Source organism: Verrucomicrobiia bacterium (genome assembly GCA_035629175.1).
In the GTDB taxonomy this organism is placed as follows: domain Bacteria; phylum Verrucomicrobiota; class Verrucomicrobiia; order Limisphaerales; family DASXHY01; genus DASXHY01.
In genome coordinates this window covers 1-23,252 of the sequence record DASPIL010000055.1, presented here as the reverse complement: position 1 = coordinate 23,252, position 23,252 = coordinate 1, and the positions used below count along the sequence as shown (strand labels likewise).

Here is a 23,252-nt window from a genome sequence, read left to right as displayed (position 1 = left end):
TGCGCGAACGAGTCCGCAATTCAGCAATAACTTGGCGGCAAGGAACAACCCTCAGCGCGATCCAGTTTCAGGCGGGGTTTTGCCGGCTCTCAGGTCGAAGGTCAGGGTGGTCCGGGAGTTGGAGCGGCGATCGTACATCTCGATCTCCTTCAGTTCCCAACGACCCTCGATCTTCTTGAAGGACTTCGCTGCAAATTCCTTTATGGGACGCCGCTCGTTGCCAAACGCATCTGCATTGACGATTCCGCCAGTGTCAATGTCGACCCACGAAAGCACACGCACGTATGTGCCCGGCTCGGGATTGGGATTCGTGCTTTCCAGCACGCTGCAGGATTGTCCCCGTCGGATTTCCTTGCGCAGGATTCGTTGGCCGGGCCATGCCAGAAATTCCAGTCCGAGATCCGCAACCCAGAAGTCAGAGCCCGCGAATGAAACCATGGTTTCGGATCCGGCAAGCCGCTTCTCGGCGCCGTTCTCAACGACAACGTAGGCATTCGTCCCGCCGTCCTGATGCGTGACGGTCAATCGGGAAATGCCTTTCTGCACTCCTGCCGCCTCATAGGTTGTGATCCAATTCCGCTTGTAGGGCTTGATGTCGAAGCGAATCGGAACCGTGGTCGCAGGGTTGCTGCCGCGTTTGATTGTGAGCACTCCCGAACTTGCCGAAGGCTTTTCGGGGCGCATCGAACGCATCTCCTCGGCGAGTTGACGCCCTTCGCGTTCGCCTTGTTCGCGCGACAATACAACCGGCTGTGCGGCCTCGACCATTCCTGCAATCAAAACTGCAGCGGCTGATATCCAAAGTGAGCGGCTCATTTGGTGTGGAGCGTGAGCGGAAGCAGCTCTGAAATGTGGCGGACGAAATGAACCGTCAGCTTCTTCCGAACCTCTTCGGGAACATCTTCCCAATCTAGTTTGTTTTGCTCCGGCAGAACGACTTCCTTGATTCCAAATCGTGACGCGGCGAGCACCTTTTCCTTGATGCCACCCACGCGCAGGACGCGTCCGCGCAGGCTGATTTCGCCAGTCATTGACACCTGCGACTTGACGCGCTTGCGGGTCAGCAGCGATGCCAGGGCAACGAGCAGCGTCACCCCGGCGCTTGGGCCGTCCTTGGGCGTCGCGCCGGCCGGCACGTGAATGTGAATGTCGTATTTGCTGTGATCTTCGACATCCATGCCGAGCGACTTTGCCTGGCTGCGCAGGTAGCTCATCGCTGTCTGCGCGCTCTCCTTCATCACGTCGCCTAGCGAACCCGTCAGGAGCAAACCACCCTTGCCTGGCATGCGCGTGGCTTCGATGAACATCACTTCCCCGCCAACAGGAGTCCATGCCATGCCCGTTGCGATGCCGATTTCTTTGATGTTTTCGGCCACTTCCGAGACAAAGCGCGGCGAGCCGAGGAATTCCTTCACGCGTTCGGGCGCGATGACCAGTGGCTTCTCGACCTCCCCGTTGCTGACGATTTGCCGGGTTGCCTTGCGTGCGAGTGCCGCAATCTCGCGTTCCAATTGCCGCACCCCGGCCTCACGCGTGTAATCAAGGATCACGCGGCGAACCGTTGTATCAGGAATGCGCACTTCGCTTTTCTTCAAGCCGTGTTCTTCCAGCTGTCGCGGAACGAGGTATTGCTTCGCGATCTGCAGCTTCTCCGATTCCGTGTAACTGGGGAGTTCAATGACTTCAAGGCGGTCGCGGAGCGCGGGATGGATGGGATCGAGCCAGTTTGCGGTTGTCAGAAACAGCACGCGTGAAAGGTCGAACGGCAGGTCAATATAGTAATCCGTGAACGTGTTGTTTTGCGCCGGATCGAGCACTTCAAGCAATGCTGACGCGGGATCGCCCCGGAAATCTGATCCGACCTTGTCCAGTTCGTCCAGGAGGATCACTGGATTGCGGCTCTCCACGCGCTTTAACGTCTGGATGATGCGGCCAGGGAGCGCGCCGACATAGGTGCGGCGATGTCCGCGAATCTCTGCTTCGTCGCGCATGCCACCCAGCGCGATGCGCGCGAACTTGCGACCGAGAGCGTCCGCCACGCTGCGGCCCAGCGAAGTTTTTCCGACGCCTGGCGGCCCGACGAGGCAAAGGATGGGCCCTTTAATTTCCTTTCGTCGTTTGATCACTGCGAGAAATTCCAGCAGGCGATCCTTAACCTTGCTGAGCCCGAAATGCTGCTGGTTCAGAATGCGTTCGGCTTCCTTGATGTCGAGCTTGTCCTCGGTTTCCTTCTGCCACGGAAGCCCGAGAATCCAGTCGAGGTAATGGCGCGTGACGGAATATTCAGCGGCGGCCGGCGGGATCTGCTGCAGCCGTTCGAGTTCCTGAGTGGCAGTTTGCCGGACCTCGTCAGGCATCGCGGTGCGTGCGATCCGATCCTGCAGCCCGCTCAGCTCAGTGGAGTTGGGATCTGTTTCACCCAATTCGCGCTGGATGGCGCGCAACTGCTCGCGCAGGAAAAAATCGCGCTGCGTTTTTGAAATGGATGTGGCGACTTCCGTTTGAATCTTCGAGCTCAACGTGAGCACTTCATGCTCGCGGTTAAGCATCGGCAGGAGGAATTGCAGACGCTCTTTGACTGATGTCGTTTCCAGGAGCTTCTGCCGTTCTTCAAGGCTGAGGTTCAGGTTGACGGCAATCAGGTCCGTGAAATGTCCCGGGTCCTCGGTGTTCAGCGCCGCGATCTTCACCTGTTCGGAGAGGGCAGGGGAAAGCTTGATGATCTCCTGGAATTGTCCCTGCGCGTTGCGCATCATCGCGGTCAGTTCCACGGAGTCATCCGCGACATCCTTCATCAACTCAAACTTCGCGTTCAGGTAGGGGGCGTCGCCCGTGTATTCCTTGATGCGGATGCGCCACAAGCCCTCAACCAGGACGCGGACGGTGTTGTCGGGGAATTTCAGCATCTTGAGGAGCCGCGCGGCGCACCCGACCTCATGCATTTCCTCGGGCGTCGGGTTTTCCGCTTCGGGCTTGCGCTGCAGCGCCACGCCGAGAAGGCGATCCCCCGCGACAACATCATCGATCAGTTTGGTGCTCTGGGGTGTCTCGACCAGAAGGGGAGCGACCATTCCTGGAAAAATAACAATGTCGGAAAGGCCCAAGATGGGAAGAACGTCTGGAAGCGAATGCGCGGAGACACGTGCAGGCGCTTCCGGATTACCGGCTGCGCCCAGAATGCTGATGAACTCAGTATCCGGCGAAGTCATCGTCGCGTCGTTTTCTGCTGTTAGTAGATGCCGCCGCCCGGAAAAGGAATCGGAGGAAGTTTAATTTCCCTCGGCAATAGGCACCCTGGTGCTTTTCGTCTGCGACTGCGCCAAGGGCACGTCAATCCGCAAAAAGCCGTTTAAATACGCTGCTTTGGCCTGGCTCAGGTCATACCCCGAGCCTGGTGGCAGCTCGAGAACGCTTTCGAACGGGCCGTAGTTGATCTCCATCATCAGGAAGCTGCACTTCGGCGCGCGACAACCATCGGGCCGATTACCGCTGATGCGCAGGCGATTGCCTTCGACCGTGATTTCAAGGTTATCGCTCCGCATTCCTGCCAGCTCGACCTTGATCACCAGACCGTTTTCGGTCTCGTACATGTCCGTGTTGGGAACCCAGTGCGCCTTGCCCTGCACGGAGGCGGACCGGGACACGAAATGGACAGACGAACTCACTTTGCACATGGCCATTCCAGAGGAAAATATCCAAATGAACTTTTCACTGCAAGAACGGGGTCAGTTGGGCCTGATGGTAATTGTCGGCCGGTCGCCTTTCCTGGCGCGGTAAATGACGGTCGGAGGCGGATTGGTCATCTGTTTTCCACTGCAGCCGCACGGGGAGTGACGGGCTAAACGGAATTTCGGACGGTGAATTTTGCTCCGCAGCAGGAGTGCCGCGGCAGTAAACACAATGGCCAGAGAAGCCAGCTGCTGCCAATCCATGGTCGCAATGTAGCGCCAAACCCCCGTACCGCAACTAGGATTTGGTCTCTGATAGTCTGCCAACGGCGGTTTTAGTTGTGCGTTGATCGCAAAACGCCTGCGCGGATTCGCATTGGACTTTCCGCTTCGAACTCGGAAGGCTGCCCGGAAACGCCAACAAACAACGACCGATGGCTCGCATATTCAAGTATTCGCACCGCGTCACCTACGCCGATTGTACCGCGGGCAATCACGTTTATTACGCGCGCTACCTCGACTTTCTCGAAAGCGCCCGGGGCGAATTCTTTCGCGAGATCGGATTCCCATTCCTTCAACTGCAGGAGCAGGGAACCATCTTTCCTGTTGTCGAATGTCGTCTCCGTTACCGCCGTCCCGCCCGTTACGACGACGTTGTGACCGTTGAAATTTGGCCAGCAGTCGCTGAACGCGTTCGCCTGAATTTTGGTTATAGCATCACGCTCGATGCCGATGAAATTCTCCTGGCGGAAACGTGTCACGTCTGCACTGATCTTGACGGAAAGCTGCAGCGCCTTCCGCCCGACTTAGCTGCGAAGCTGCAGCCGCTTCTGCGGCCTCCTATCGCGACATAGCCGCATCGGCAATTTATGCGTAAGAAATGCCAGAATCGGCAGTGCACTGCTCCGTTCCAATGCTAGGTTGCGTCCGCTGATTCGCATTGAATGAGCGGCAGCCGGGGCGCTGCCCAAACAACGGGCGAGAACGCCCCCGGGGTTGCACGGACCAAAAGAATTTATGGCACAAATTGCACAACTGCTCGGCGACAAGGCCGAATATCTGCTCGGGTTCAACAGCCCGAAAATCTCAAAAGATCGTCTGCACCTTCCGGGTTCGGATTTCGTGGAGCGCGTGTTTGGTGCGTCGGATCGCAATAATCGCGTGCTGGTGAATCTTCAGCGGCTGTTCGGATCAGGACGCCTCGCAGGCACGGGTTATCTGAGCATCCTCCCGGTTGACCAGGGAATTGAACATTCCGGCGGCGCCAGTTTCGCGAAGAATCCGGATTACTTTGATCCCGAAAACATCGTGAAGCTCGCGCTCGAAGGCGGCTGCAATGCAGTGGCTTCCACGTACGGGGTGCTTGGAATGACGGCGCGCAAGTATGCGCATCGTATTCCGTTCATGGTGAAGATCAACCACAACGAGTTGCTCACGTTCCCGAACAAGGCCGATCAAATCCTTTACGGCACCTTGAAGGAAGCGGCAGACATGGGTTGCGCCGCGGTCGGAGCGACGATTTATTTCGGCTCCCCTGAAAGCGCTCGCCAGATCGTTGAAGTGGCGCAAGCGTTCCACATGGCACACGAACTCGGCATGGCGACAGTGCTTTGGTGCTATCTGCGAAACAATGCCTTCAAAAAGGACGGCAAGGACTTCCACGTTGCAGCCGACCTCACAGGCCAGGCCAATCACCTTGGAGTCACGATCCAGGCCGACATCATCAAGCAGAAGCTGCCTGAGAACAACGGCGGGTTCGATGCGCTCAACATGGGCGGATCCAGCTACGGCAAGTTCGACAAGCGGATTTATTCTGAACTTGCCAGTGAACATCCAATCGATCTCTGCCGATACCAGGTTGCGAATTGTTACATGGGTCGCGCCGGTTTGATCAACTCCGGCGGTGAGTCAAAGGGCAAGGGCGACCTGGAACAGGCAGTCATGACAGCGGTCGTGAACAAGCGGGCCGGCGGGATGGGGCTGATTTCGGGACGCAAGGCGTTCCAGCGCCCGCTTAAGGAAGGCGTTCAACTGCTCAATGCCATCCAGGACGTCTACACGAATAACGAAGTCACGGTCGCCTGACCGTCGACACATGGATTTGGTCACGCTGTTGGGTGCGTGACCGGGGTTGGGGGCGCGGCATGTTGGGTGTCGCGCCCTTTTCTCGTACTGTCCGATTGCGCGCTCGAACTGGAATTCTGCGATTCGGCTGCCTATGCTGTGCCCATGGGTGTGCCTGCAAAGAATGTCAACGATCCCCTCACCACACGCATGGCAGCGCTCGGGGTGCGCGAATCTGATCTTGAGGAGACGTTTGTTCGGTCAGGCGGACATGGCGGACAGAACGTCAACAAGGTTTCAACCTGCGTCGTGTTGCTCCATCGACCGAGCGGTTTGCAGGTGAAATGCCAGACGAGCCGACATCAGCAGCGGAATCGCGTCCTCGCGCGTGAACTGTTGCTCGACAAACTGGAAGCGCAGCGGCGCGGACGAATCGCAGCGGAGCGCCAGCGCATCGAGAAGCAGCGCCGCGCCAGCCGGCGGCCTTCTGCCGCGGCCAAGTCCCGGATGTTCGCTGCAAAGTCGCGCCGCGCGGAAAAAAAATCCTTCCGACGATCTGTCGCCAGCGGCGACTAGTTTTTTGTTTTGCGCTGCTCCCTCCCTTGACGATTCGGCAATGCTTGAAGGAGTTTCTGCCAAACCAGGCAGAATTATGAAGCAACAAGTGAATTTGGAGGACAAGCCGGCCTATGATCCGGAGGATGACCGTGCGCGCGATGATCACACGCACGAAGTGGTGCCAGACCTCGCATATAAACGGCTGGCAATCGTCAACGTGGTATTTTACGGGTTGCCAGGAGCGGGCGATCGGGGGTGGGTGTTGGTCGACGCAGGTATTCCCGGAACAGCAGGCGCAATTATTCGCGCCGCGGAGGCTCGATTTGGCGAGGGTGTCCGTCCGTCTGCAATCCTCCTCACCCACGGACATTTCGATCACGTGGGAGCTTTGGAGAGCCTCGCTGAACGATGGAACGTTCCCATCTATGCACACGAACTGGAGCATCCTTACCTGAACGGCGCTGCGTCGTACCCTCGGCCCGATCCGACAGTCGGGGGTGGGCTGATGGCCGCGTTGTCGCCATTGTATCCGCGTGGACCCATTGATATCAGCCGCTGGCTGCAGCCATTGCCCGCCGATTCTTCGGTTCCCGGAATGCCTGGCTGGAGGTGGATTCGAACGCCCGGTCACACACCTGGGCATGTTTCCTTGTGGCGTGCGTCAGATCGTGTCCTGATCGCTGGCGATGCATTCATCACCACGACACAGGAATCCGCGTATGCTGTCGCCGTGCAGCGGCCTGACATGCACGGGCCTCCTATGTATTACACACAAAATTGGGATGAGTCAGAATCGTCCGTCAGGGAGTTGGCGGCGCTCGAGCCCGAGCTGGCGGTCACGGGCCACGGACCTGCGATGCGGGGAGTGGTTATGCGCAATGCATTAAAAACACTGGCGCGGGATTTTGCCAATGTTGCCGTCCCCAAACACGGACGCTATGTCGATGCGCCCGCTGACGTCACCTCGGGCTCTGCGTACGTGCGGACGGATTGATGAAGCAATCGGAGTCTCGAGACTTTGGCCTTTGCGTCAGGGGCGTCGTGATTACAATCGCGGCGTGCTCCAACATTTCAGCGAACGACTGGCGCGTGGTGAAAACTTGCGTCCCGATGAATGTGAAGCCGCCGTTGATCATCTTGTCAGCGAAGCGGAACCTGCCGCCTCTAAAGCCGCGTTTCTCTGTGACCTCGCATTGAAGGGCGAAACCGTGGAGGAAATCGCCGCTTTTGCCGGCGCCCTGCGCGCGAAATCGGTCCAACCCGCCTTGAGCGAAGCTACTCGCTCCGGGGAAATCCTCGACGTCTGCGGCACGGGTGGGGATCGGCTGAACACGTTCAATATCTCGACGACGGTCGCGATTATTTGTTCGGCGGCGGGGATTGCCGTTGCGAAGCACGGCAACCGAGCGATCACCTCGCAGGCGGGCAGCGCGGATGTATTGGAGGCGCTGGGGGTCAGGATTGATTTGTCGCCTGCGGAGGCCGCGCAATCGCTGGCCGAGCGGAATTTTGCATTTTTCTTCGCACCGAATTACCACCCGGCTTTCCGCTTCATTGCTCCTGCGCGAAAGCTTTGTGCCGACCGGGGTCAACGCACGATCTTCAATTTTCTCGGACCCTTGCTGAACCCGGCTCGTCCCACAGCGCAACTCGTCGGCGTCCCGCGGCCCAGTCTCTGCGAACCCCTGGCGCAGGTGCTTCAAAGGCTCGGGGTTCGTCGCGCCATGGTGGTCAGCGGCAAAGTGTCCATGAACGGAGCGCCGGATTCGTATCTTGATGAACTGTCGATTCTCGGCGACAACACCGTGGCCGAGTTCTACCAGGAGCGTGGCTTCACGAGCTCGACGCTGTCGCCCGAAGGATTCTCGCCGCAGGCGGCAACTTTGTCCGATCTCACGGGAGGAGATCGTGCGGCGAACGCCGAGATTGTGCGGGCGATATTGGATGGGAAGGATCGGGGTCTCAAGCGCGACTCAGTGCTGTTCAATGCCGCCGCCGCGTTGATGCTCGCGGGCCGGTCGCGAACACTTGCAGACGGCTGGGATGCCGCGGCCGGCGTGATTGACAGCGGCCGGGCGAGAGAGAAGTTGTCGGAATTGGCATCGTAGCTGGAGCGGGAAATCGCTTGCAGGGATTCGCGCCGTTGATTAGGTTTCGCGGCGCTTTTGCTCCGGCATTTTGTCGAACGTGGGTTGGTAGCTCAGTTGGTAGAGCAGTGCCCTTTTAAGGCATTGGTCCAGGGTTCGAGTCCCTGCCAACCCACCATTTAAAACGAAGTAAAGCCGTGTAAAATAAGGCTAGAACGCACTTCCGCCTCTTCGCTGTGGTCACCCTCGCGGGTACACGTCTTGAGTGGGTACCATCTCAGACGCTATCCAGTCTTGGTCTATTTTCGACCCAGACCTTTTCTCTGCATTCAACAATCGAGAGTTGCTGCCGTGGACTTCAATAGAGGCGACGCGTTTCGAGCGCGGGCCCGTGAGCCCGGCGGGTGCGCATCCTTTGGCGGCAGCACGTCGTCAACCATCTCGATCAACATGCGGGCGTTGCCGGGGGCGCGGACGTTCAGGTCGTTGTTGAAATAGGCGAACACAGTTCTCCCGTGTCGCGCTTCATGCCGGATGTGCTCAGCCCACGGCTTCAGTTCGTCGCGGGTGTAATCATGCGCGGCACCGTGCTTGAGGCCGTGAAAGCGGATGTAAACAAAGTCTGCCGTGGTTGTGAGGTTCATTGGCACGCCCTGGGAACTGAGCGACACGTGGGCTGCATTGTGGTTCTTCAACACTTCGAACGTTCCACTTTCGTGATACCAGGATGGATGCCGAAACTCCACCGCGTGGCGCATCGATCTTGAAGTTTTCGCCAGGAACCGATCGAGGCGTTCGGGATGGTATCCGAGGTTTGGCGGAAGTTGCCAAAGCACGGGCCCGAGGTGCTCCTTCAGCGGCTGGATACGGCGGATGAACTTGTTCAATCCGCCGTTCAGGTTGGCAAGTTTCTTCATGTGAGTGATGAAGCGGCTGCCCTTCACTGCGAAGAGAAAATTTCGTGGAGCCCGTTGATGCCATCCTTTGATCATTGGAAGCGTTGGAAGGCGGTAGAACGTGGCGTTGATCTCGACCGTTGGAAACTGCGTCGCATAGAATTCCAGGTGCTCGCGCGAACGAATGTCATCAGGATAGAACGTCTTGTTCCAGCTTTTATAAATCCACCCGCTCGTGCCGATGTAAATAGGATTCATAACGACACATTAAGATCGTTCAGCGAACGCCGCGGCGCAGTGGGGAGTCAAACCGGGTGTCCCGGCGCTTTCCAGACTGGCGTCACGAGACGTTCACGCAAATACTTCAGCCATGGCTCGCGACGTCCTGAGCACCGATCAAAAGGCTTTGCGCATCAACCTGGATGCAAAGCGGTATGGAACCTTTGCCGAGATTGGCGCGGGGCAGGAGGTCGCCCGCTGGTTTTTCCGCGTGGGCGGCGCGTCGGGGACCGTGGCGAAAACTATCTCCGCCTATGACATGGCGGTCAGCGACGCCATTTATGGTCCCGCGGAGCGCTATGTCAGCCGCCAGCGATTGCGTTCCATGCTGGAATACGAATATGCGCTCGCCGTGCAACGCCTGGAAAAGGCGCGGGGCGATCGCACTGCGTTCTTCGCATTCGCGAATACAGTTGCGACGAGCAGTTACACACGGCGCGAAGACGGGCATGGATGGATGGGCATCCGATTCCAGACGGAGCCGCATTCACCGCCGTCAGAGATTGTGATCCACGTACGCATGCTCGACCGCGAGAGCGCGCGGCAGCAGGAGGCGCTTGGGATCATCGGCGTGAACTTCATCTTCGGGACCTTCTATCATCACAGCGATCCCGCGGCGCTAATCCGATCGCTGCTTGATAACCTCACCTGGGAACGGGTCGAGGTGGACATGATCCGGTTTTCAGGTCCCGCATTCGACGGCGTGGATAATCGCTTGATGGCATTGCAGTTGGTGAAGCAGGACCTTACGGAGGCGGCAATGTTCAGCGGAACGGGCGAGGCCGCACAATGGGGCGAGGTGCTCTACAAGAAGCCCGTGCTGGTTCAGCGCGGCAGCTTTCGTCCGCTCACCACACCGATGCTCGACATGCTGCAACGTTCACAGGAACAGTTCAGCCGCGAACCATCGCTTGAGGGCGAGACGCCAATCGTCATCCTGGAAATCACTCTGCGACAGCTGCAGGTCGGCGATGAGATTGATCATGCGGATTTTCTGGAGCGGGTGGATGCGCTAAGCGCTCTCGGCCTCCCGGTGTTGCTTTCAAATTTCCTCCGTTACCACCGTCTGGTCGCCTACCTGTCGCGCTATACACAAAAGCCAATCGGGCTGCCCCTCGGGCTGGTGCGGCTGCGCGACATCTTTGACGAGAAATTCTATACGGGCATGCCGGGCGGCGTGCTCGAGTCGTTTGGCCAACTGTTCCGTAACGGAGTAAAGCTGTTCGTCTATCCATCGCTGGACCGCGATGGAAAACTAACCACGTTGCAGAACATCGAAGTGCCGCCACATTTGACCCACCTGCTTCAGCACCTGATCGCGAACAGAATGATTGTGGGAATCGAGAACTACGATCCCTCCGTTCTCGGCGTTTACTCGGGTGACGTTCTCAAGCTCATCCAGGCGAATGACCCCTCATGGGACAAGCACGTTCCACCTGCGATCGCCGATGTGATCAAGGCCAAACGCCTGTTCGGATTTCGCGGGTGATCGCTTCGTGGCCGTTCAACGTCCTTGCAGTTGCTGCCAGAGGAACGTGTATGCAAGCGCCAGCATGTAGGCCCGTTGTTCATTGTTCGCAGCGCCGCCGTGGCCGCCTTCGATATTTTCGTAGTACAGGACGTCATGCCCCTGTTCCTTCATGCGCGCGACCATTTTCCGCGCGTGTCCGGGATGAACGCGATCGTCGCGGGTTGAGGTCATGAACAACACGCGGGGGTAGTCCACGTTGGGCCGAATATTTTGGTAAGGCGAATAACGGCTGATAAATTCCCATTCCTCAGGCTTGTCGGGATCGCCGTATTCATCCATCCAGCTCGCCCCCGCAAGCAGCTTGTGATAGCGGCGCATGTCGAGCAGCGGCACCTGGCAAACAATCGCGCCGAACAGGTCTGGCCGCTGCGTCAACATCACTCCCATCAGCAACCCGCCGTTCGATCCGCCCTGGATGCCGAGGTGGCGCGGCGATGTCACTTTGCGGCGCACCAAGTCTTCGGCAACAGCGATGAAATCATCGTAGGCGCGCTGACGATTCTGTTTTCGCGCAGAGTTATGCCATGGGGGGCCGAATTCGCCACCACCACGGATGTTTGCGAGGACGTAGACGCCGCCGCTCTCCAGCCAGGCGGACCCGACTCCTGCGTTGTAATCCGGGCGCAACGAAATTTCAAAGCCGCCATACCCATATAACAACGTGGGATTGGTGCCACTCAGCACAAGGTTCGTTCTGCTGACCTGGAAATAAGGGACGGGGGTGCCGTCCCTGGATGTGACGGTGAATTGTTCGATGTGAAGTCCTTCGGCATTGAAAAAGGCCGGGAGGGCCTTGAGTTTTTCCAGCTCCTCCGTGCCCGCCACGCCACGGTAGAGCGTGGACGGCGTCAGAAAATCTGAGACGCTCATGAAGTATGCGTCGGACTCGTTGGGCTCCTCGCCGCTCACCGATACGGTTCCAAATTCAGGCGCGGGCAGGGCTGTGCGCGTCCACGCGCCTTCCGCCGGGCGCAGCAGCGAAGGCCGGCTGCGGACGTTTTCCATCACGTTCAAAATAATGTAGCGGTGTGTGGCGCTGAAGCCGGCCAGCGACGTTCGCGCATCAGGCTGGAAAAGCGTCGTGAACTGCCGATTACCTTCCAGAAATTTCGCAAGATCGCAGGCGAGCAATGATCCCGCCAAATGGCGGGTGCCCTCAAGATTCCAATCCTGACGCAGGCGGAGCAGCAGGAAATTGTCGAACGTTGATACTTCAGCATCCGCAGGCTTGTCGAGCCGCACCCACGCGTCATTCACTCGAAGGAAAGTCTCATCGGTGAAGAAGGTGGGGCGCCGGACGATGAACTCGTGAACGCGTCCGTGATCATGCACGACTTCCGCGTGGACGAGCATATCCTCAGCCTGTCCTTCGCGGATCAATTTTGCCGCCGTGAGCGGAGTTCCTCGGGACCATTCCTTTACAACTCTCGGGTAACCTGAATGTGTCAACGAGCCTGGCCCGAAATCGGTTCCCACGTACAACGCATCGCGATTGCGCCATGCGATGTAACTCTTGGCTTCAGGCAGCGTAAATCCATCGGCAATGAATTCCTTGCGCGTGACGTCGAACTCACGGCGTACGGTGGCATCGGCGCCACCGCGCGATAACGCCACCATTCCGCGATCGAATTCGGGCTCGAGAAAATCCACGCCCTTCCAAACCCAATTTTCGTTCTCTTCCCGGGCGAGCTGGTCCACATCGAGCACAACTTCCCAGTTCGGTTCTGCCTTTCGGTATTCTTCCAGCGTGGTTCGCCGCCAAAGGCCACGCGGATTTTTTTCATCCATCCAGAAGTTGTAATAGTAAGGGCCGCGCTTGGAGATTCCCGGAATCCGCTCGCGCGAGTTGAGAATGGTCAGGAGCCGTTCGCGGGTTGGTGCGAATCGCGGGTTTCCTTCCAGTTCCTTCACGGTCGGTGCGTTTTGCTCCTTCACCCATTCCAGTTGGGGGGCGCCAGCAACTTCCTCGAGCCAGAGATGATTATCGGCGAGGTCTGTCGAGGAGCCGGCAAGTGCGGACAGGGGAACTACAAGGCCTGGCGTGGTTCGGGTGCAACTCGCGAGCAGGAGGAAGGACAGCGCGAGAAAACTGAGAAACGCCTTTTTCATCATGCGTGCAGCATCAATAACCCATCACCCTCTTTCAAGCTGAACGTTCGGCAAGCTGCGCCGTGAACGATCGCAATCAGGGCACGAGAACCAGCCGATAAAACCGGCCGGAAATTTGCGAAATAATTGTGTCGGTGACCAGCAACTGAGCTGTGTTCGCAATGATTGGACTTCCCAAGGGAGTCCATGACGGATCCGTGAGACGTTCCTTCCATTGAACCTGGTAGCCATGGCCGGGCGACACTGTGAACATCAGATGAATTTCGTTGCCTGAACGCTGGGCTGTGGCAATTGGCGGATCGATCGGGACATGACCAAGCCCGGGCGAGGCGGGTGCCGCGATCCAGTTGAAGGGATCATTCCCAAAATGGTTCGCAACGAGACGGTGCAATGACGGTCCCATACCATCGGCGGCTGCCGGCCACCCGCCCGCGTCGGAGTACACCACCCGTTCGACCAATATTAACGGAAGAAAACCCGCGTCCGGATGCGGCGGGGTTTGAGGCGCATCGGGCCGCCAGAGTTCTACCGATTCGCCGGCATTGTTCAAACGGCCGCTGAATGGACCTGTGAGCGGCCCCACCAGCCCGTATTCCGCCTGGAACGCGGCAAGCGCAGTGGCATCTGCCGCGGGATTGAATCCCACGACCGTCAGCGTGCCGCGGTTTGAAATCACGGTTCCGCTTGCGAATGAAAACTCGACGGCGTTTGCCAGCCGCCAGGTGTTGCCTGGATGCGCTGGATCGTAGAGCGCGACAGGACTGTCACTGAGGTTGTGCAGTTCAATATATTCATGATGGTTGCCAGGGTCGGTCTCGACTTCCGGATGATACATGATTTCGCTGATCACGATGGGACCGACAAGCGGATACGCATTGCTTGCCCCGGTTCCGCTGCGGAATTGCGGCAGGGTTGCGGGATTGTCGACCCCAAACGTCCGCTGGCTCATTGCTACGAACTCGGTTTCGACGCTCGTTTGAAAGCGTCCGAACGAAATGCCATTCGGGGCCGCTCCGAAGCTGACGGTGCTGCGCAGGCCGCCAAGGTTCCCCGCAGCGTCGGCCTGTGAAAGGTGCGCTGAGTCCCCGCGTGCGGAGTTGAATGTGAAGAACGGGGGTTCCTCGTTGTCGCCGTCCGTCCCGCCGAACTGATTCTGATAGAACACACGGTATCCACCCGCGGCAACGATCGTATTGTCAGGAATGCGATAGCGCTTCAGGTCGCTTTGCGAATCGCTGAGGAACCAGCCGCCGATATTGACGGGATTGGCAGTCGTATTGTGAAGTTCAATGGCATCCTCCAGCGGAGCGTCCGTGTGGGAGAGGATTTCGTTGATGACAACACTTTCCAACGGAAGCCAGTTTGCAGCAGCGGGCGAAGCTGTGTTCACGAAGGAAACAACGTTTGTGCCGCCATCCGGCAGGCGCCCCTGGGAAATCCCGCTGGCCTGCACTCCGAAATGTAATGAATCGATCAGTGTTAGGTTAGTGTTGTAGAGGCCGAGCGTTTCGCCATTGGCACTCAGCGCAAAACGCGTGTGTTGAGGTCCCGTTTCGTCGCCGTTGCTGGCAAACAGTTGAATCCAGTCCCGTCCGTCAATGAAACTCAGCGCAGGCAAGGGGGAATTTGTCAGTGTGGAGATCGAGGGATTGTCAGTCACATACAGTCCGCTGATGTTTGCCGGCAGCGCATTGCTGTTGAAGATCTCGAACCAGTCGTATCCCAGCACAGGTGCGGCCATCCATTCGTTGAACCGCAGCCCTGCGACCGGGCCGAGGGCTGCCGCTGCCGAGTTGACTGTACCGGGAGTGGGCGTGTTCAGGAGTTGCCATTGGCCGCCCACGATTCCGATGGGGCGATCTTCAACCTGGAATCCGTAGGCGAGATCATCAACGATTTGGCCCGAGCCATTAAACAGGTAAACGCGAGCGCCTTCCCCAGGCAGCGAAAAACCTGTGTTTAGAGCGCCGCCGCTCGAAGTGGATGCCGAGCGGGAACTGTCGCACCACACAACGATGTATCCGTTCGCGGCAATGGTTGTTCCCGCAGGGAAAGTCCATCGCTCGGCAATTGCAACAGATCGGGCGAGCGCCATTCCATCCAGACTGACGGGCGATGCGGCTGGGTTGCGCAGTTCAATGAAGTCGACGTAGGTGTCCCACGGGCTGAGCACGGCATGATCGTTGCGTCCGAGGATTTCATTCAACGTTGGACCAGTGTATGTGAGCGTGTAGTTCCCAGCGCCTGGGCTGACGCTTGCCGGAAAACTCGCCACGTTTTGACTTCCGTCGGGCAATCGCCCTTGCGACACGGCTTCTGCCACGGCGCTGTACGACACTTCTTCGATCTGAATTCCCGCGGCATCGAGCAGCGCAATCCTGCCTCCCTCCGATGAAAGCTTCAGGTCCAATTGGTTGGCACCTGCCCTTTCATCGGCAAACAACTGAACAAAGCTGTTTGGCGAAACAAATGAAAGCGACCCGAGGCGCGCCACCGTGTTACTCGTCTGGATATAAATGCCCCGCAAAGAAACTGGCGATGCAGGTGACTGGTTAAACAGCTCGATCCAGTCCTGTCCGCCAGTCAATGGATTAGGTAGCCATTCGTTGATCGTCAGGTGATTTTGACTTTCCAGCGCAGCAGATTCGTTTGCACCCCCTGGCGTGGGCACGGTAAGCACCCAGTCCCCATTGATTCGGCCGACGCTGTAATCGGTCAACTGCAGTCCCAGTGTCACCGCGTCAACCCGTTGCGTGTTCGAATTGAACAGCGACACGGTTTCCCCGCTTTTGCTCAATGCGAAGCGTGTATGCAATCCGGGAGCGTTGGTTGCGCTGTCACACCAGATGACAAGGAATCCTCCGGGCGGGAGGTTCGTGGCAGGCAGCACATATTGTCGCGGTGCGCTCTCATCCGAGAGGCTCCAGTTTGCGAGGTTAACAACGCTCGCTCCCGTATTATGGAGCTCGATCCAATCGGGAAATCCTCCGCCATTGCCGACCGCGGTTGCGTTGTCTGCCATGACTTCATTGATGACCACTTCAGCTGCCGCGGCCGCCTGGGGTGGCAGGCCCGGAGAACCTCCCGCAATGGCCTGCCAATTCGATGGAGCGCTCAAATCTCCGGCTACTTCGATGATTCCAGCCGATGCTCCGCCGCCGTCGGCCGCCAGCGGCCACCCGTCTTCATCATCGTAATGCACAGCAACGACCGTGTTACCGCCGCGATCGAGGAGAGCAATCCGTTCTCCGCTGTTCATCAGGCTGCCGCCGAAATAGGCGAACACCGGCGTGGATGGATGCCGCGTGGCAAATGCAGCCGGGCTCGCTGAGTTTGCCAGAACAAGGAGGCCATTTGCGGGAATGCTGGTTCCGCTCGGGAACGTCAGCGTGATGCCATCAAAGCTGAACAGGCTGATATCCAGGGCTTGTGCCCCGACGTTCATGAGCTCGATGAATTCGTAGGCATCGCCGCCTTCAGGGTTGTACATGATTTCGGTGATGCGCAGCGGAACCCCGAGTTGCGCAATCGTGAAGGTGGCTTCGTTCAAGGCGCTCCATGTTCCGCCGTTCAATACGCGAGCCTTGAGAATCGTCGTCGAATTGAGTGTCAGCGGCGCGGAGTAGGCCTGAGCTGAAGGCGCCACAATTCCTGAGTAAGCGACGCGCGGATCGCTTCCATTCGTTGTGAAGTAAATCGTTCCGGGATTTGGGTTGTGCATCGCAACGATGAAACCCGAAGCGGCCTGGCGGCTTCCGAGCACAGGTCCTGCAATGTGATTCTGCCGGAATTCAGGAGCCTCGACTGCGGGATACAGCCCGGCGGCTCGCAGCTGGTTCATGACAGTGGCGTGGCGCGTAGGCACGTAGGTGTTCACCACGCGCTCGTTCTCCGCGAGCCAGTGGCTCTCTCGCGTGTAGAGTTGGAAGGTGCCGTTCTGATAGGGATGCACATCCCGCCGATAATCGCCCCAACGCATGGACTCGGCCACAATCGGCGCGTCCAGCACTGCTTCCCACTTCTGCCAGCGCGCGACGTTGGCTTCTGGCGTGAGCGCACCATCGGGCGCGATCATGTGCTTGTGGACGCGGTCAGCGAAATCGAGCCGGTACTGGGGATTGTCATCCAGCTTCAAGTGCAAGCCGCTGGGCACATCGCCCTGTGCCCCGGGAACGCGGTTGATATGGCTGTCCAACAGGATGTTTTCGCCGTCCCACGGCATGTACTTGAAGGTTCCCGCCGGGCCCGGAATGCGTGCCCGGATCGCAAACCAGTTCTTTGCAGTTCCCCAATCCTGAGCGCCGCAATAGAAGCAAAGCAGCATGTAATCTGCATAACAGGTCACGTCCAGATACTGCTTCATCCGCTCGTAGTTGCTGTTGTCCCCGAGATTGGAGATTCCAAGCATGGTGTTATATGCGGCCGAATTGCCCCCTGCAGTGGTTGTGACGCCACCCTGGTCGTAGATGTCATAGCCATTTGTGGATGCAGCGAGGTAGTTTTCTCCGAACTGTCCCGTCGGTTGTTCGGTGAAATCGTACACGCCCCAATACAGGCCGTTGATCATCAGGTGAAAATAGCGTGTGTAGCTCGCAGGGTTGCCCATGTCGCGGAAAGCTTCCTTCATCCAGGCATCCCGCGTCGGGGAAGCGCGTGTGCGTTGCATGGCGCCCAGCGGATCGTCTGGAGAATCGGACCAGTGACGCCAGCTGACGCCAAAGTCCGGTCGCAAAATCAGGTCGTCGAATTTTTCAGCGGGTGAATCCGTGAACAGCCTGTATTCGAGCGTTGTCTCGCCGTAATCGCCCTTGAAGTTCAGCTTGAAGCCATGTTTCGGATTCTTGAATGGATCGCGGCTGGCGTTTCCGTGCAGGTCAATTCCAGCCGAAACGGCAAACGCTGAAGAGCCGTCGGGAAGAATCATTTCAACCGAGCATGACTTCTCATTGGAAGCCTTGTTGCCTGAACTGGAATTCGGATACAGGCCCCCTGCGCCAAACATGTCATCACGGCGCAGCACGAGCGAAACCACCGGCAACTCGCGGATTCCCTTCTCGTAACGCGCCAGTTTCTCCGGATCGAGTGCGGATGCGGGATTCAACGGGTTGAGCCGAATCGGGTCCAGGTCCATCGCATAATCGGCAGGAACGTTCGGGGTGGGGAAGGACTGGCTCGTGCCCCATGTTGATGGAAACCCGGGTGGATTGGCGGGTTGTGACAACACGGAGCCAAGATAGAGGTAACTGTGAGTCACGGTGCGCGACGGCAGCGTGCCGGGCGCTACGGTGATCGCCCGCACGAGCGTTGTATTCGTGATATTCAGCGGTTGCGAATAAATGAACCCTGTGGAGGGCGTTGGCTCGCTTCCGTCGAGTGTGTATCGAATGACACCACCAGGCGCGGAGGTCAGCGCGAGTTGAAACGGCTGGTTGAATATGCCGCGAGGGATTGTGAAGTGCGGCGGCGCGGCGATCCCGAAAATCGGGCTCTCGCCGTTGGCTGCGCCCGGGGTTGGTGTTTGGTAATAGCGCCAAGCGTCCGCCGCGTTGCGGCCATGCGAGTAGTTGTTGCGCTGCTCCGGAAATTCCGGTTCCAGCACCGAAACGGGCTGTCGCGGATACTCGGGGTTGAACAACGCCAGATATTCGCCAAACAGATTCAGTTTGAAATTGGTGTGAAACCGATTGGTTCCCGTGGGTGCGCGACGGTCTTTTTCAGATGCGAAAACAACGAGATACTCGCCCGGACTGATGACGCGCGCCGGGAATGTCCATTTGCCAGGAACTTCAGGATCGTCCGTCAGCGACCAGCCGAGGAGGTTGACTGCCTGTGCGCCGCGGTTGTGAAGCTCAATCCAGTCTTGTTGCGTGCTGTTCTCGTCGATCAGGCCGGTTGTATTACCAGCGACGAACTCATTGATGACAATGTCGCCATGCGAAAGCGTCGTGTTGAGGATGACGGACCAACTCCCTCCAGCGAAGGAGTTCGATGTCACATCGCGGATGCCGTGGGCGGGTGCCCAGGAAAAGGTCATGGTTCCATTCACAGCGGGCTGCTGGAATTGGAATACATACGGACCGGAGTCGCTCCCCGAAACGCCGTTGGCGATCTGGCCGTTGAGGCGAAGATCGCTGGCCTCAACACCGGACACGGGTTCGTTGAAGCGCACTTCCACCTGGCTGAACTGGCTGACGACCGCCGACGCGACGGGCGTGGTGTCGCTGATAACAGGAGCGGCGGTGTCAACCAACGTGACGTTCCATGCCGCATTGGCCCCCGCGGGATCGAACGCTTCCGCTCCCAGCCCGGTAATCCCATGCGCTTCATTCCACGCAAAGTGAATCAGGCCAGGGGCCGGGGCCGCGAAGACGAACGTGTAGCGATTGGTTCCCGGTGATCCGATCAGACTGCTTGCGGGTTGATCGTTGATCAGGAAGTCAGAGGCATCGACACCCGAGACAGGTTTGTTGAAGGTGACGGTGGCCTGCGAAAGTGATGACACGATAGAATTTGCCGAGGGCTCCACGTTCGCAAGGGCAAGCGGCGTGGTGTCGATGCGGGTCGCTTCAAGGCGCGCGTCGATGCGAAAATCCGAACTGCCCGACAAGCTTTGGTTGAACGCCTGTATCGTGAGGGCGTTGTTGCCGTTCACGAGGTAGTTTCCCGGCGGCAAACCGATGGTGAATGTCACAGCCGTGCCTGCTTCATGGGATCCAGATGCCACGTGCGTGTAGAGGGGCGAGGCGTTGGTGAAAAAGGAGCGGGCGACTTCGATGCCATTGATCCAGGCGACGAATCCGTCGTCGTAATTCGCAACCAAACGAACGCCGCTGATTTCCGCCATGTTGGTAATCGAAAAGGTGCGTCTCAGAAACACGCAGCGATAACGCGTTCGCATGTCCGTAAGGATTGTTCCGTCCGTGATCCCATCGTCGCCGGTCGAACCGTTGTTGCCATAATGAAATGGAGCGACGCCGAGCGGCCAGGAGCCGTCACCAAAAACAGTGTTGCGCCAGAGGCTTGCAGGCGTCGAGACCTCGTTGGTTCCTTTGCGCCAACGCCAGGTTGAGCCGGTTGGAATCCACGTCTCAGTGACCTGGCCAAGAGCGATCACGTTCGCGATCGCCAGGAACAAAGACACGGTTGCAAAATGCAGAAAACGGAGGATGAGGCTACGAAGGGGGGTGATCATATCGAGCGTGCCCGATTCTAGGGCAAGAATCGGATCTGTGTCATCCCAAAGCTCGCACTCTTTTGAGGGCGAAAAGCAAAATGCAAAAGGCCGGAGCGATCAACCGTGTGCGCGGTTAGAGGAGTCGCGGCTGGTTATTGCCTGCAGGCTTCAGACCCAGTTTCTTGTAGCTCAATTCGGTTGCCACGCGTCCCTGGGAAGTTCGATTCAGATAGCCTTCCATGATCAGGTAGGGCTCGTAAACCTCCTCCAGCGTGTCGGGTTCCTCACCGACGGCGACCGCGAGGGAATTCACTCCGACTGGCCCCCCACCGAACTTCACGATCATGGTTTCGAGAATGCGTTTATCCATCTCGTCGAGGCCGTTCTCGTCAATCTCCAGCATCGCCAGCGCGCGATCTGCCAGCGATTTTGTAATTCGTCCGTCGCCCTTGATCTGCGCGTAATCCCGGACGCGGCGCAGGAGGTTGTTCGCGATGCGGGGGGTGCCGCGGCTGCGCCGCGCAATTTCGTGGGCTCCTTCGTCCTCCACCCCGATGTTCAAAAGCCGCGCCGCTCGAACCACAATTGAGGTCAGTTGCGTCGCGTCATAATAATCGAGCCGCTCGCGAATTGGGAAACGGGTGAGCAGGGGCGCCGTGAGCAGGCCGCTGCGTGTTGTGGCGCCAATCAAGGTGAACCTCGGCAGGTTTAGTCGGACGCTGCGGGCGTTCGGTCCCTGGTCGATGATGATATCGAGCTTGTAATCCTCCATTGCGGGATAGAGGTACTCCTCAATGGTTTTCTGCAGCCGATGAATTTCATCGATGAACAACACATCGCCTTCATCGAGATTCGTCAGCAACCCGGCAAGATCCGCAGCCTTCTCAATGGTTGGACCACTTGTCGATTTGAGACTGGAACCCATCGCCTTCGCGAGAATGTTGGCAAGCGTGGTTTTGCCAAGCCCGGGCGGGCCGGAAAGCAGGATGTGATCGAGCGCTTCACCGCGTTGCTTTGCCGCGGCGACAGTGATCTCGAGACGTTCCTTCACCTTTGCCTGGCCCGTGAAATCAGAAAACAACGACGGCCGCAGCGTCATTTCCAACGCGGCATCGGGCTTGGTCAGGACATCGGAAACCATGCGATCGGACATCGCAGAGAACATGACGAAGGAATGCCGGAGCGACAAGTATGGACTGCGCCAGGCGGCGAACTTCCAAAGATGCGTTCGTTTCGGGGATCTTCGAGGTTTGTGACCGAAGGCTTTCGAGGCGCGAAAAGGCTGGCGGAAAGCGTTACTGGGGCGTTGAATGCCCGCATGAAAAAAATCCTGGTGTGGCTTTCCATCGGTGTCGCTGTCTTCATCGTGGCGATCGTCATCGGCATTAGTTTCTTCCTGGATGGCGCCGTTAAACGCGGTGTCGAAACATTCGGGCCCCAGATGACAAAGGTTCCAGTCACTCTCGAAAAGGTAAGCATTTCGACCCTGTCAGGATCGGGAACAATGGAAGGATTGATTGTTGGGAATCCCGAGGGATTCAAGACGCCCAATGCCATCTCGGTGGGCAGCGCCACCCTCGCGTTGAAACCGACTTCCGTTTTTGGCGACAAGATCATCGTTCGCAAAATCGAGTTGATCGAACCGCAGATCACATTCGAAGGCGGGTTCGGAGGGAACAACTTGAGCAAGATTCTGGCGAACCTGGAGGAAAGCACAGGGGGCAGCGACACGAATGCCGCTGCGGAGCCGGACGAAGGGCCGAACCAGAAGTTGCAGGTGGACGAGTTTACGATTCGGGGAGCCCGTCTGAATGTCAGCATCACCGGCATGGGCGGCAAGTCGCTCCCTGTCACCCTTCCGAACATCCAATTGACGGGGCTGGGAACGGGGCCTGATGGTATCACGGCCACGGAATTGGTCCGGCGTCTATTGAAGGAAATCGAAAAGACAGCTGTTCAGGAGGCCGAAAAGGCGATGTCGCAGCTGGGTACTTCGGCTGTGGAGATGGGAAAAGAGCTCGGGAAAGGGGCAACCGGATCGCTGACCAACGTTACTGGCGGGCTGCGTGACCTCTTGAAAAAGAAATAGCCGGCCGGGGTTCCCGGCCGGCCAGGAAATCGGCGCGATTACGGTTCCAGCAGCTTGAAAGTGTATTCGCGTGAGAAAGCGCTGTTCGGCACGGGGCCGCCCACCGCGTTGTTCAGGTAATCGAACTTGTACTGATACGTTACCGATTCCGCCCCGGGCGCTGCAGGCACAAGGCCCTCCCAGCGATTTGTCATCAAGGGGGTTGGACGCATGGGAATGAACTCATTGTTCACCACGATGTACGGTTTGATGCTGTCCCACCGAAGCGTTTGCTGGCGGGTGATCAACGACACTTCAACGGGATAGAGGTTGTTTGGATTCCGGACCTGCTGCGATGGCGTGAGATTGGTGAAATGGGTGGACGTGCACCCCGCCAGCAGCAGTGGCGAAACCAAAAAAGCCAGGCATTTTTTCAACATGGCGGGAGCGTGGCAAAGCACCCAAATGTTGTAAAGGTGGATGTTCCTCGCTCGATCAGCCCGCCGATCGAACGGTGGGAGGCGCTTCCTTGCCGAAATAGACGAATGGGTACAAAACAAAAGCCGGACAACAGGTCCGGCTTTACACACGGCGCAATGAGAACTTAACGCCGACGAAGAAACGGTATCAGCTTCTCAATTGCATGCATGTCCCCAGTGCTGGGGACAACAGGTGACGGGCTTATATATTTAGCAAACGCTTGGACCGCGGATGTCCGAGGGTGCTGCATAGGCTCGGTGGCATGGAAACCTCAAAGAATAAGGCTGAAGCCTGCGTACTGGCGGATTCATTTCAGGCGCTCGGCGATGAAACCAAAG

At 58.0% G+C, this 23,252-nt stretch carries 15 protein-coding genes and 1 tRNA gene; 8 read left to right on the top strand and 8 right to left on the bottom strand.

Going from position 1 to position 23,252, the window contains the following annotated elements; genetic code table 11:
* Nucleotides 1–51: 51 nt before the first annotated feature.
* From VEH04_08950 to VEH04_08940, 3 genes are read right to left on the bottom strand one after another with little or no spacing between them, the layout of a single operon-like run.
* Nucleotides 52–816, bottom strand: coding sequence for an outer membrane lipoprotein-sorting protein (locus VEH04_08950; protein ID HYG22896.1), 765 nt, complete (start codon nt 814–816; stop codon nt 52–54).
* Entirely contained in the window at nt 813–3,209 is a 2,397-nt protein-coding gene (gene lon, locus VEH04_08945) for an endopeptidase La (GenBank protein ID HYG22895.1), read from the bottom strand. Before lon ends, VEH04_08950 begins: the two co-directional genes overlap by 4 nt.
* A 60-nt stretch (nt 3,210–3,269) precedes the next feature.
* Nucleotides 3,270–3,665, bottom strand: coding sequence for an Hsp20/alpha crystallin family protein (locus VEH04_08940; protein ID HYG22894.1), 396 nt, complete (start codon nt 3,663–3,665; stop codon nt 3,270–3,272).
* 437 nt (nt 3,666–4,102) lie between these two features.
* Between VEH04_08940 and VEH04_08935 the strand changes: the two genes are divergently transcribed.
* From VEH04_08935 to VEH04_08910, 6 genes are all read left to right on the top strand, one after another.
* Nucleotides 4,103–4,522, top strand: a complete 420-nt coding sequence (locus tag VEH04_08935; GenBank protein HYG22893.1) for a thioesterase family protein — start codon at nt 4,103–4,105, stop codon at nt 4,520–4,522.
* Between the two features lie 163 nt (nt 4,523–4,685).
* Nucleotides 4,686–5,753: a class I fructose-bisphosphate aldolase gene (locus VEH04_08930; GenBank protein ID HYG22892.1), complete on the top strand. Its 1,068-nt coding sequence runs from the start codon at nt 4,686–4,688 to the stop codon at nt 5,751–5,753.
* Nucleotides 5,754–5,897: 144 nt separating this feature from the next.
* Nucleotides 5,898–6,308 (top strand): peptide chain release factor-like protein, encoded by a 411-nt coding sequence (locus VEH04_08925; GenBank protein HYG22891.1) that lies wholly within the window; start codon nt 5,898–5,900, stop codon nt 6,306–6,308.
* Nucleotides 6,309–6,384: 76 nt separating this feature from the next.
* A complete protein-coding gene (locus tag VEH04_08920) occupies nt 6,385–7,284 on the top strand; it encodes an MBL fold metallo-hydrolase (GenBank protein ID HYG22890.1) in 900 nt (299 codons plus the stop codon).
* Between the two features lie 64 nt (nt 7,285–7,348).
* Nucleotides 7,349–8,398 (top strand): anthranilate phosphoribosyltransferase, encoded by a 1,050-nt coding sequence (gene trpD, locus VEH04_08915; GenBank protein ID HYG22889.1) that lies wholly within the window; start codon nt 7,349–7,351, stop codon nt 8,396–8,398.
* Nucleotides 8,399–8,479: 81 nt separating this feature from the next.
* Nucleotides 8,480–8,555, top strand: a tRNA-Lys gene (locus tag VEH04_08910).
* A gap of 151 nt (nt 8,556–8,706) precedes the next feature.
* Here the strand turns inward: VEH04_08910 and VEH04_08905 are convergent.
* Nucleotides 8,707–9,531, bottom strand: a complete 825-nt coding sequence (locus VEH04_08905; protein HYG22888.1) for a DUF72 domain-containing protein — start codon at nt 9,529–9,531, stop codon at nt 8,707–8,709.
* A gap of 112 nt (nt 9,532–9,643) precedes the next feature.
* Between VEH04_08905 and VEH04_08900 the strand changes: the two genes are divergently transcribed.
* Entirely contained in the window at nt 9,644–11,041 is a 1,398-nt protein-coding gene (locus tag VEH04_08900; protein HYG22887.1) for a TonB-dependent receptor, read from the top strand.
* 15 nt (nt 11,042–11,056) lie between these two features.
* Here the strand turns inward: VEH04_08900 and VEH04_08895 are convergent, their stop codons facing one another.
* The 3 genes from VEH04_08895 to ruvB form a co-directional block, all read right to left on the bottom strand.
* Nucleotides 11,057–13,195: a prolyl oligopeptidase family serine peptidase gene (locus tag VEH04_08895; protein HYG22886.1), complete on the bottom strand. Its 2,139-nt coding sequence runs from the start codon at nt 13,193–13,195 to the stop codon at nt 11,057–11,059.
* Nucleotides 13,196–13,268: 73 nt separating this feature from the next.
* Entirely contained in the window at nt 13,269–20,333 is a 7,065-nt protein-coding gene (locus VEH04_08890) for a lamin tail domain-containing protein (protein ID HYG22885.1), read from the bottom strand.
* 166 nt (nt 20,334–20,499) lie between these two features.
* Complete coding sequence (gene ruvB, locus VEH04_08885) at nt 20,500–21,519, bottom strand: Holliday junction branch migration DNA helicase RuvB (protein HYG22884.1); 1,020 nt, start codon at nt 21,517–21,519, stop codon at nt 20,500–20,502.
* A 165-nt stretch (nt 21,520–21,684) separates the two neighbouring features.
* Here ruvB and VEH04_08880 point away from each other — a divergent pair, with 165 nt between their 5' ends.
* The gene (locus VEH04_08880) at nt 21,685–22,455 is read left to right on the top strand and encodes a hypothetical protein (GenBank protein HYG22883.1); all 771 of its coding nucleotides are present in this window, start codon (nt 21,685–21,687) and stop codon (nt 22,453–22,455) included.
* A 38-nt stretch (nt 22,456–22,493) separates the two neighbouring features.
* Here VEH04_08880 and VEH04_08875 read toward each other — a convergent pair whose 3' ends face one another.
* Nucleotides 22,494–22,874, bottom strand: coding sequence for a hypothetical protein (locus VEH04_08875; protein ID HYG22882.1), 381 nt, complete (start codon nt 22,872–22,874; stop codon nt 22,494–22,496).
* Nucleotides 22,875–23,252 lie beyond the last annotated feature (378 nt).

Coding starts and splice junctions, on each gene's coding strand:
- VEH04_08950 (HYG22896.1), bottom strand. CDS start 816: ATGAGCCGCTCACTTTGGATATCAGCCGCTGCAGTTTTGATTGCAGGA.
- lon (HYG22895.1), bottom strand. CDS start 3,209: ATGACTTCGCCGGATACTGAGTTCATCAGCATTCTGGGCGCAGCCGGT.
- VEH04_08935 (HYG22893.1), top strand. CDS start 4,103: ATGGCTCGCATATTCAAGTATTCGCACCGCGTCACCTACGCCGATTGT.
- VEH04_08930 (HYG22892.1), top strand. CDS start 4,686: ATGGCACAAATTGCACAACTGCTCGGCGACAAGGCCGAATATCTGCTC.
- VEH04_08925 (HYG22891.1), top strand. CDS start 5,898: ATGGGTGTGCCTGCAAAGAATGTCAACGATCCCCTCACCACACGCATG.
- VEH04_08920 (HYG22890.1), top strand. CDS start 6,385: ATGAAGCAACAAGTGAATTTGGAGGACAAGCCGGCCTATGATCCGGAG.
- VEH04_08905 (HYG22888.1), bottom strand. CDS start 9,531: ATGAATCCTATTTACATCGGCACGAGCGGGTGGATTTATAAAAGCTGG.
- VEH04_08900 (HYG22887.1), top strand. CDS start 9,644: ATGGCTCGCGACGTCCTGAGCACCGATCAAAAGGCTTTGCGCATCAAC.
- VEH04_08895 (HYG22886.1), bottom strand. CDS start 13,195: ATGATGAAAAAGGCGTTTCTCAGTTTTCTCGCGCTGTCCTTCCTCCTG.
- ruvB (HYG22884.1), bottom strand. CDS start 21,519: ATGTCCGATCGCATGGTTTCCGATGTCCTGACCAAGCCCGATGCCGCG.
- VEH04_08880 (HYG22883.1), top strand. CDS start 21,685: ATGAAAAAAATCCTGGTGTGGCTTTCCATCGGTGTCGCTGTCTTCATC.
- VEH04_08875 (HYG22882.1), bottom strand. CDS start 22,874: ATGTTGAAAAAATGCCTGGCTTTTTTGGTTTCGCCACTGCTGCTGGCG.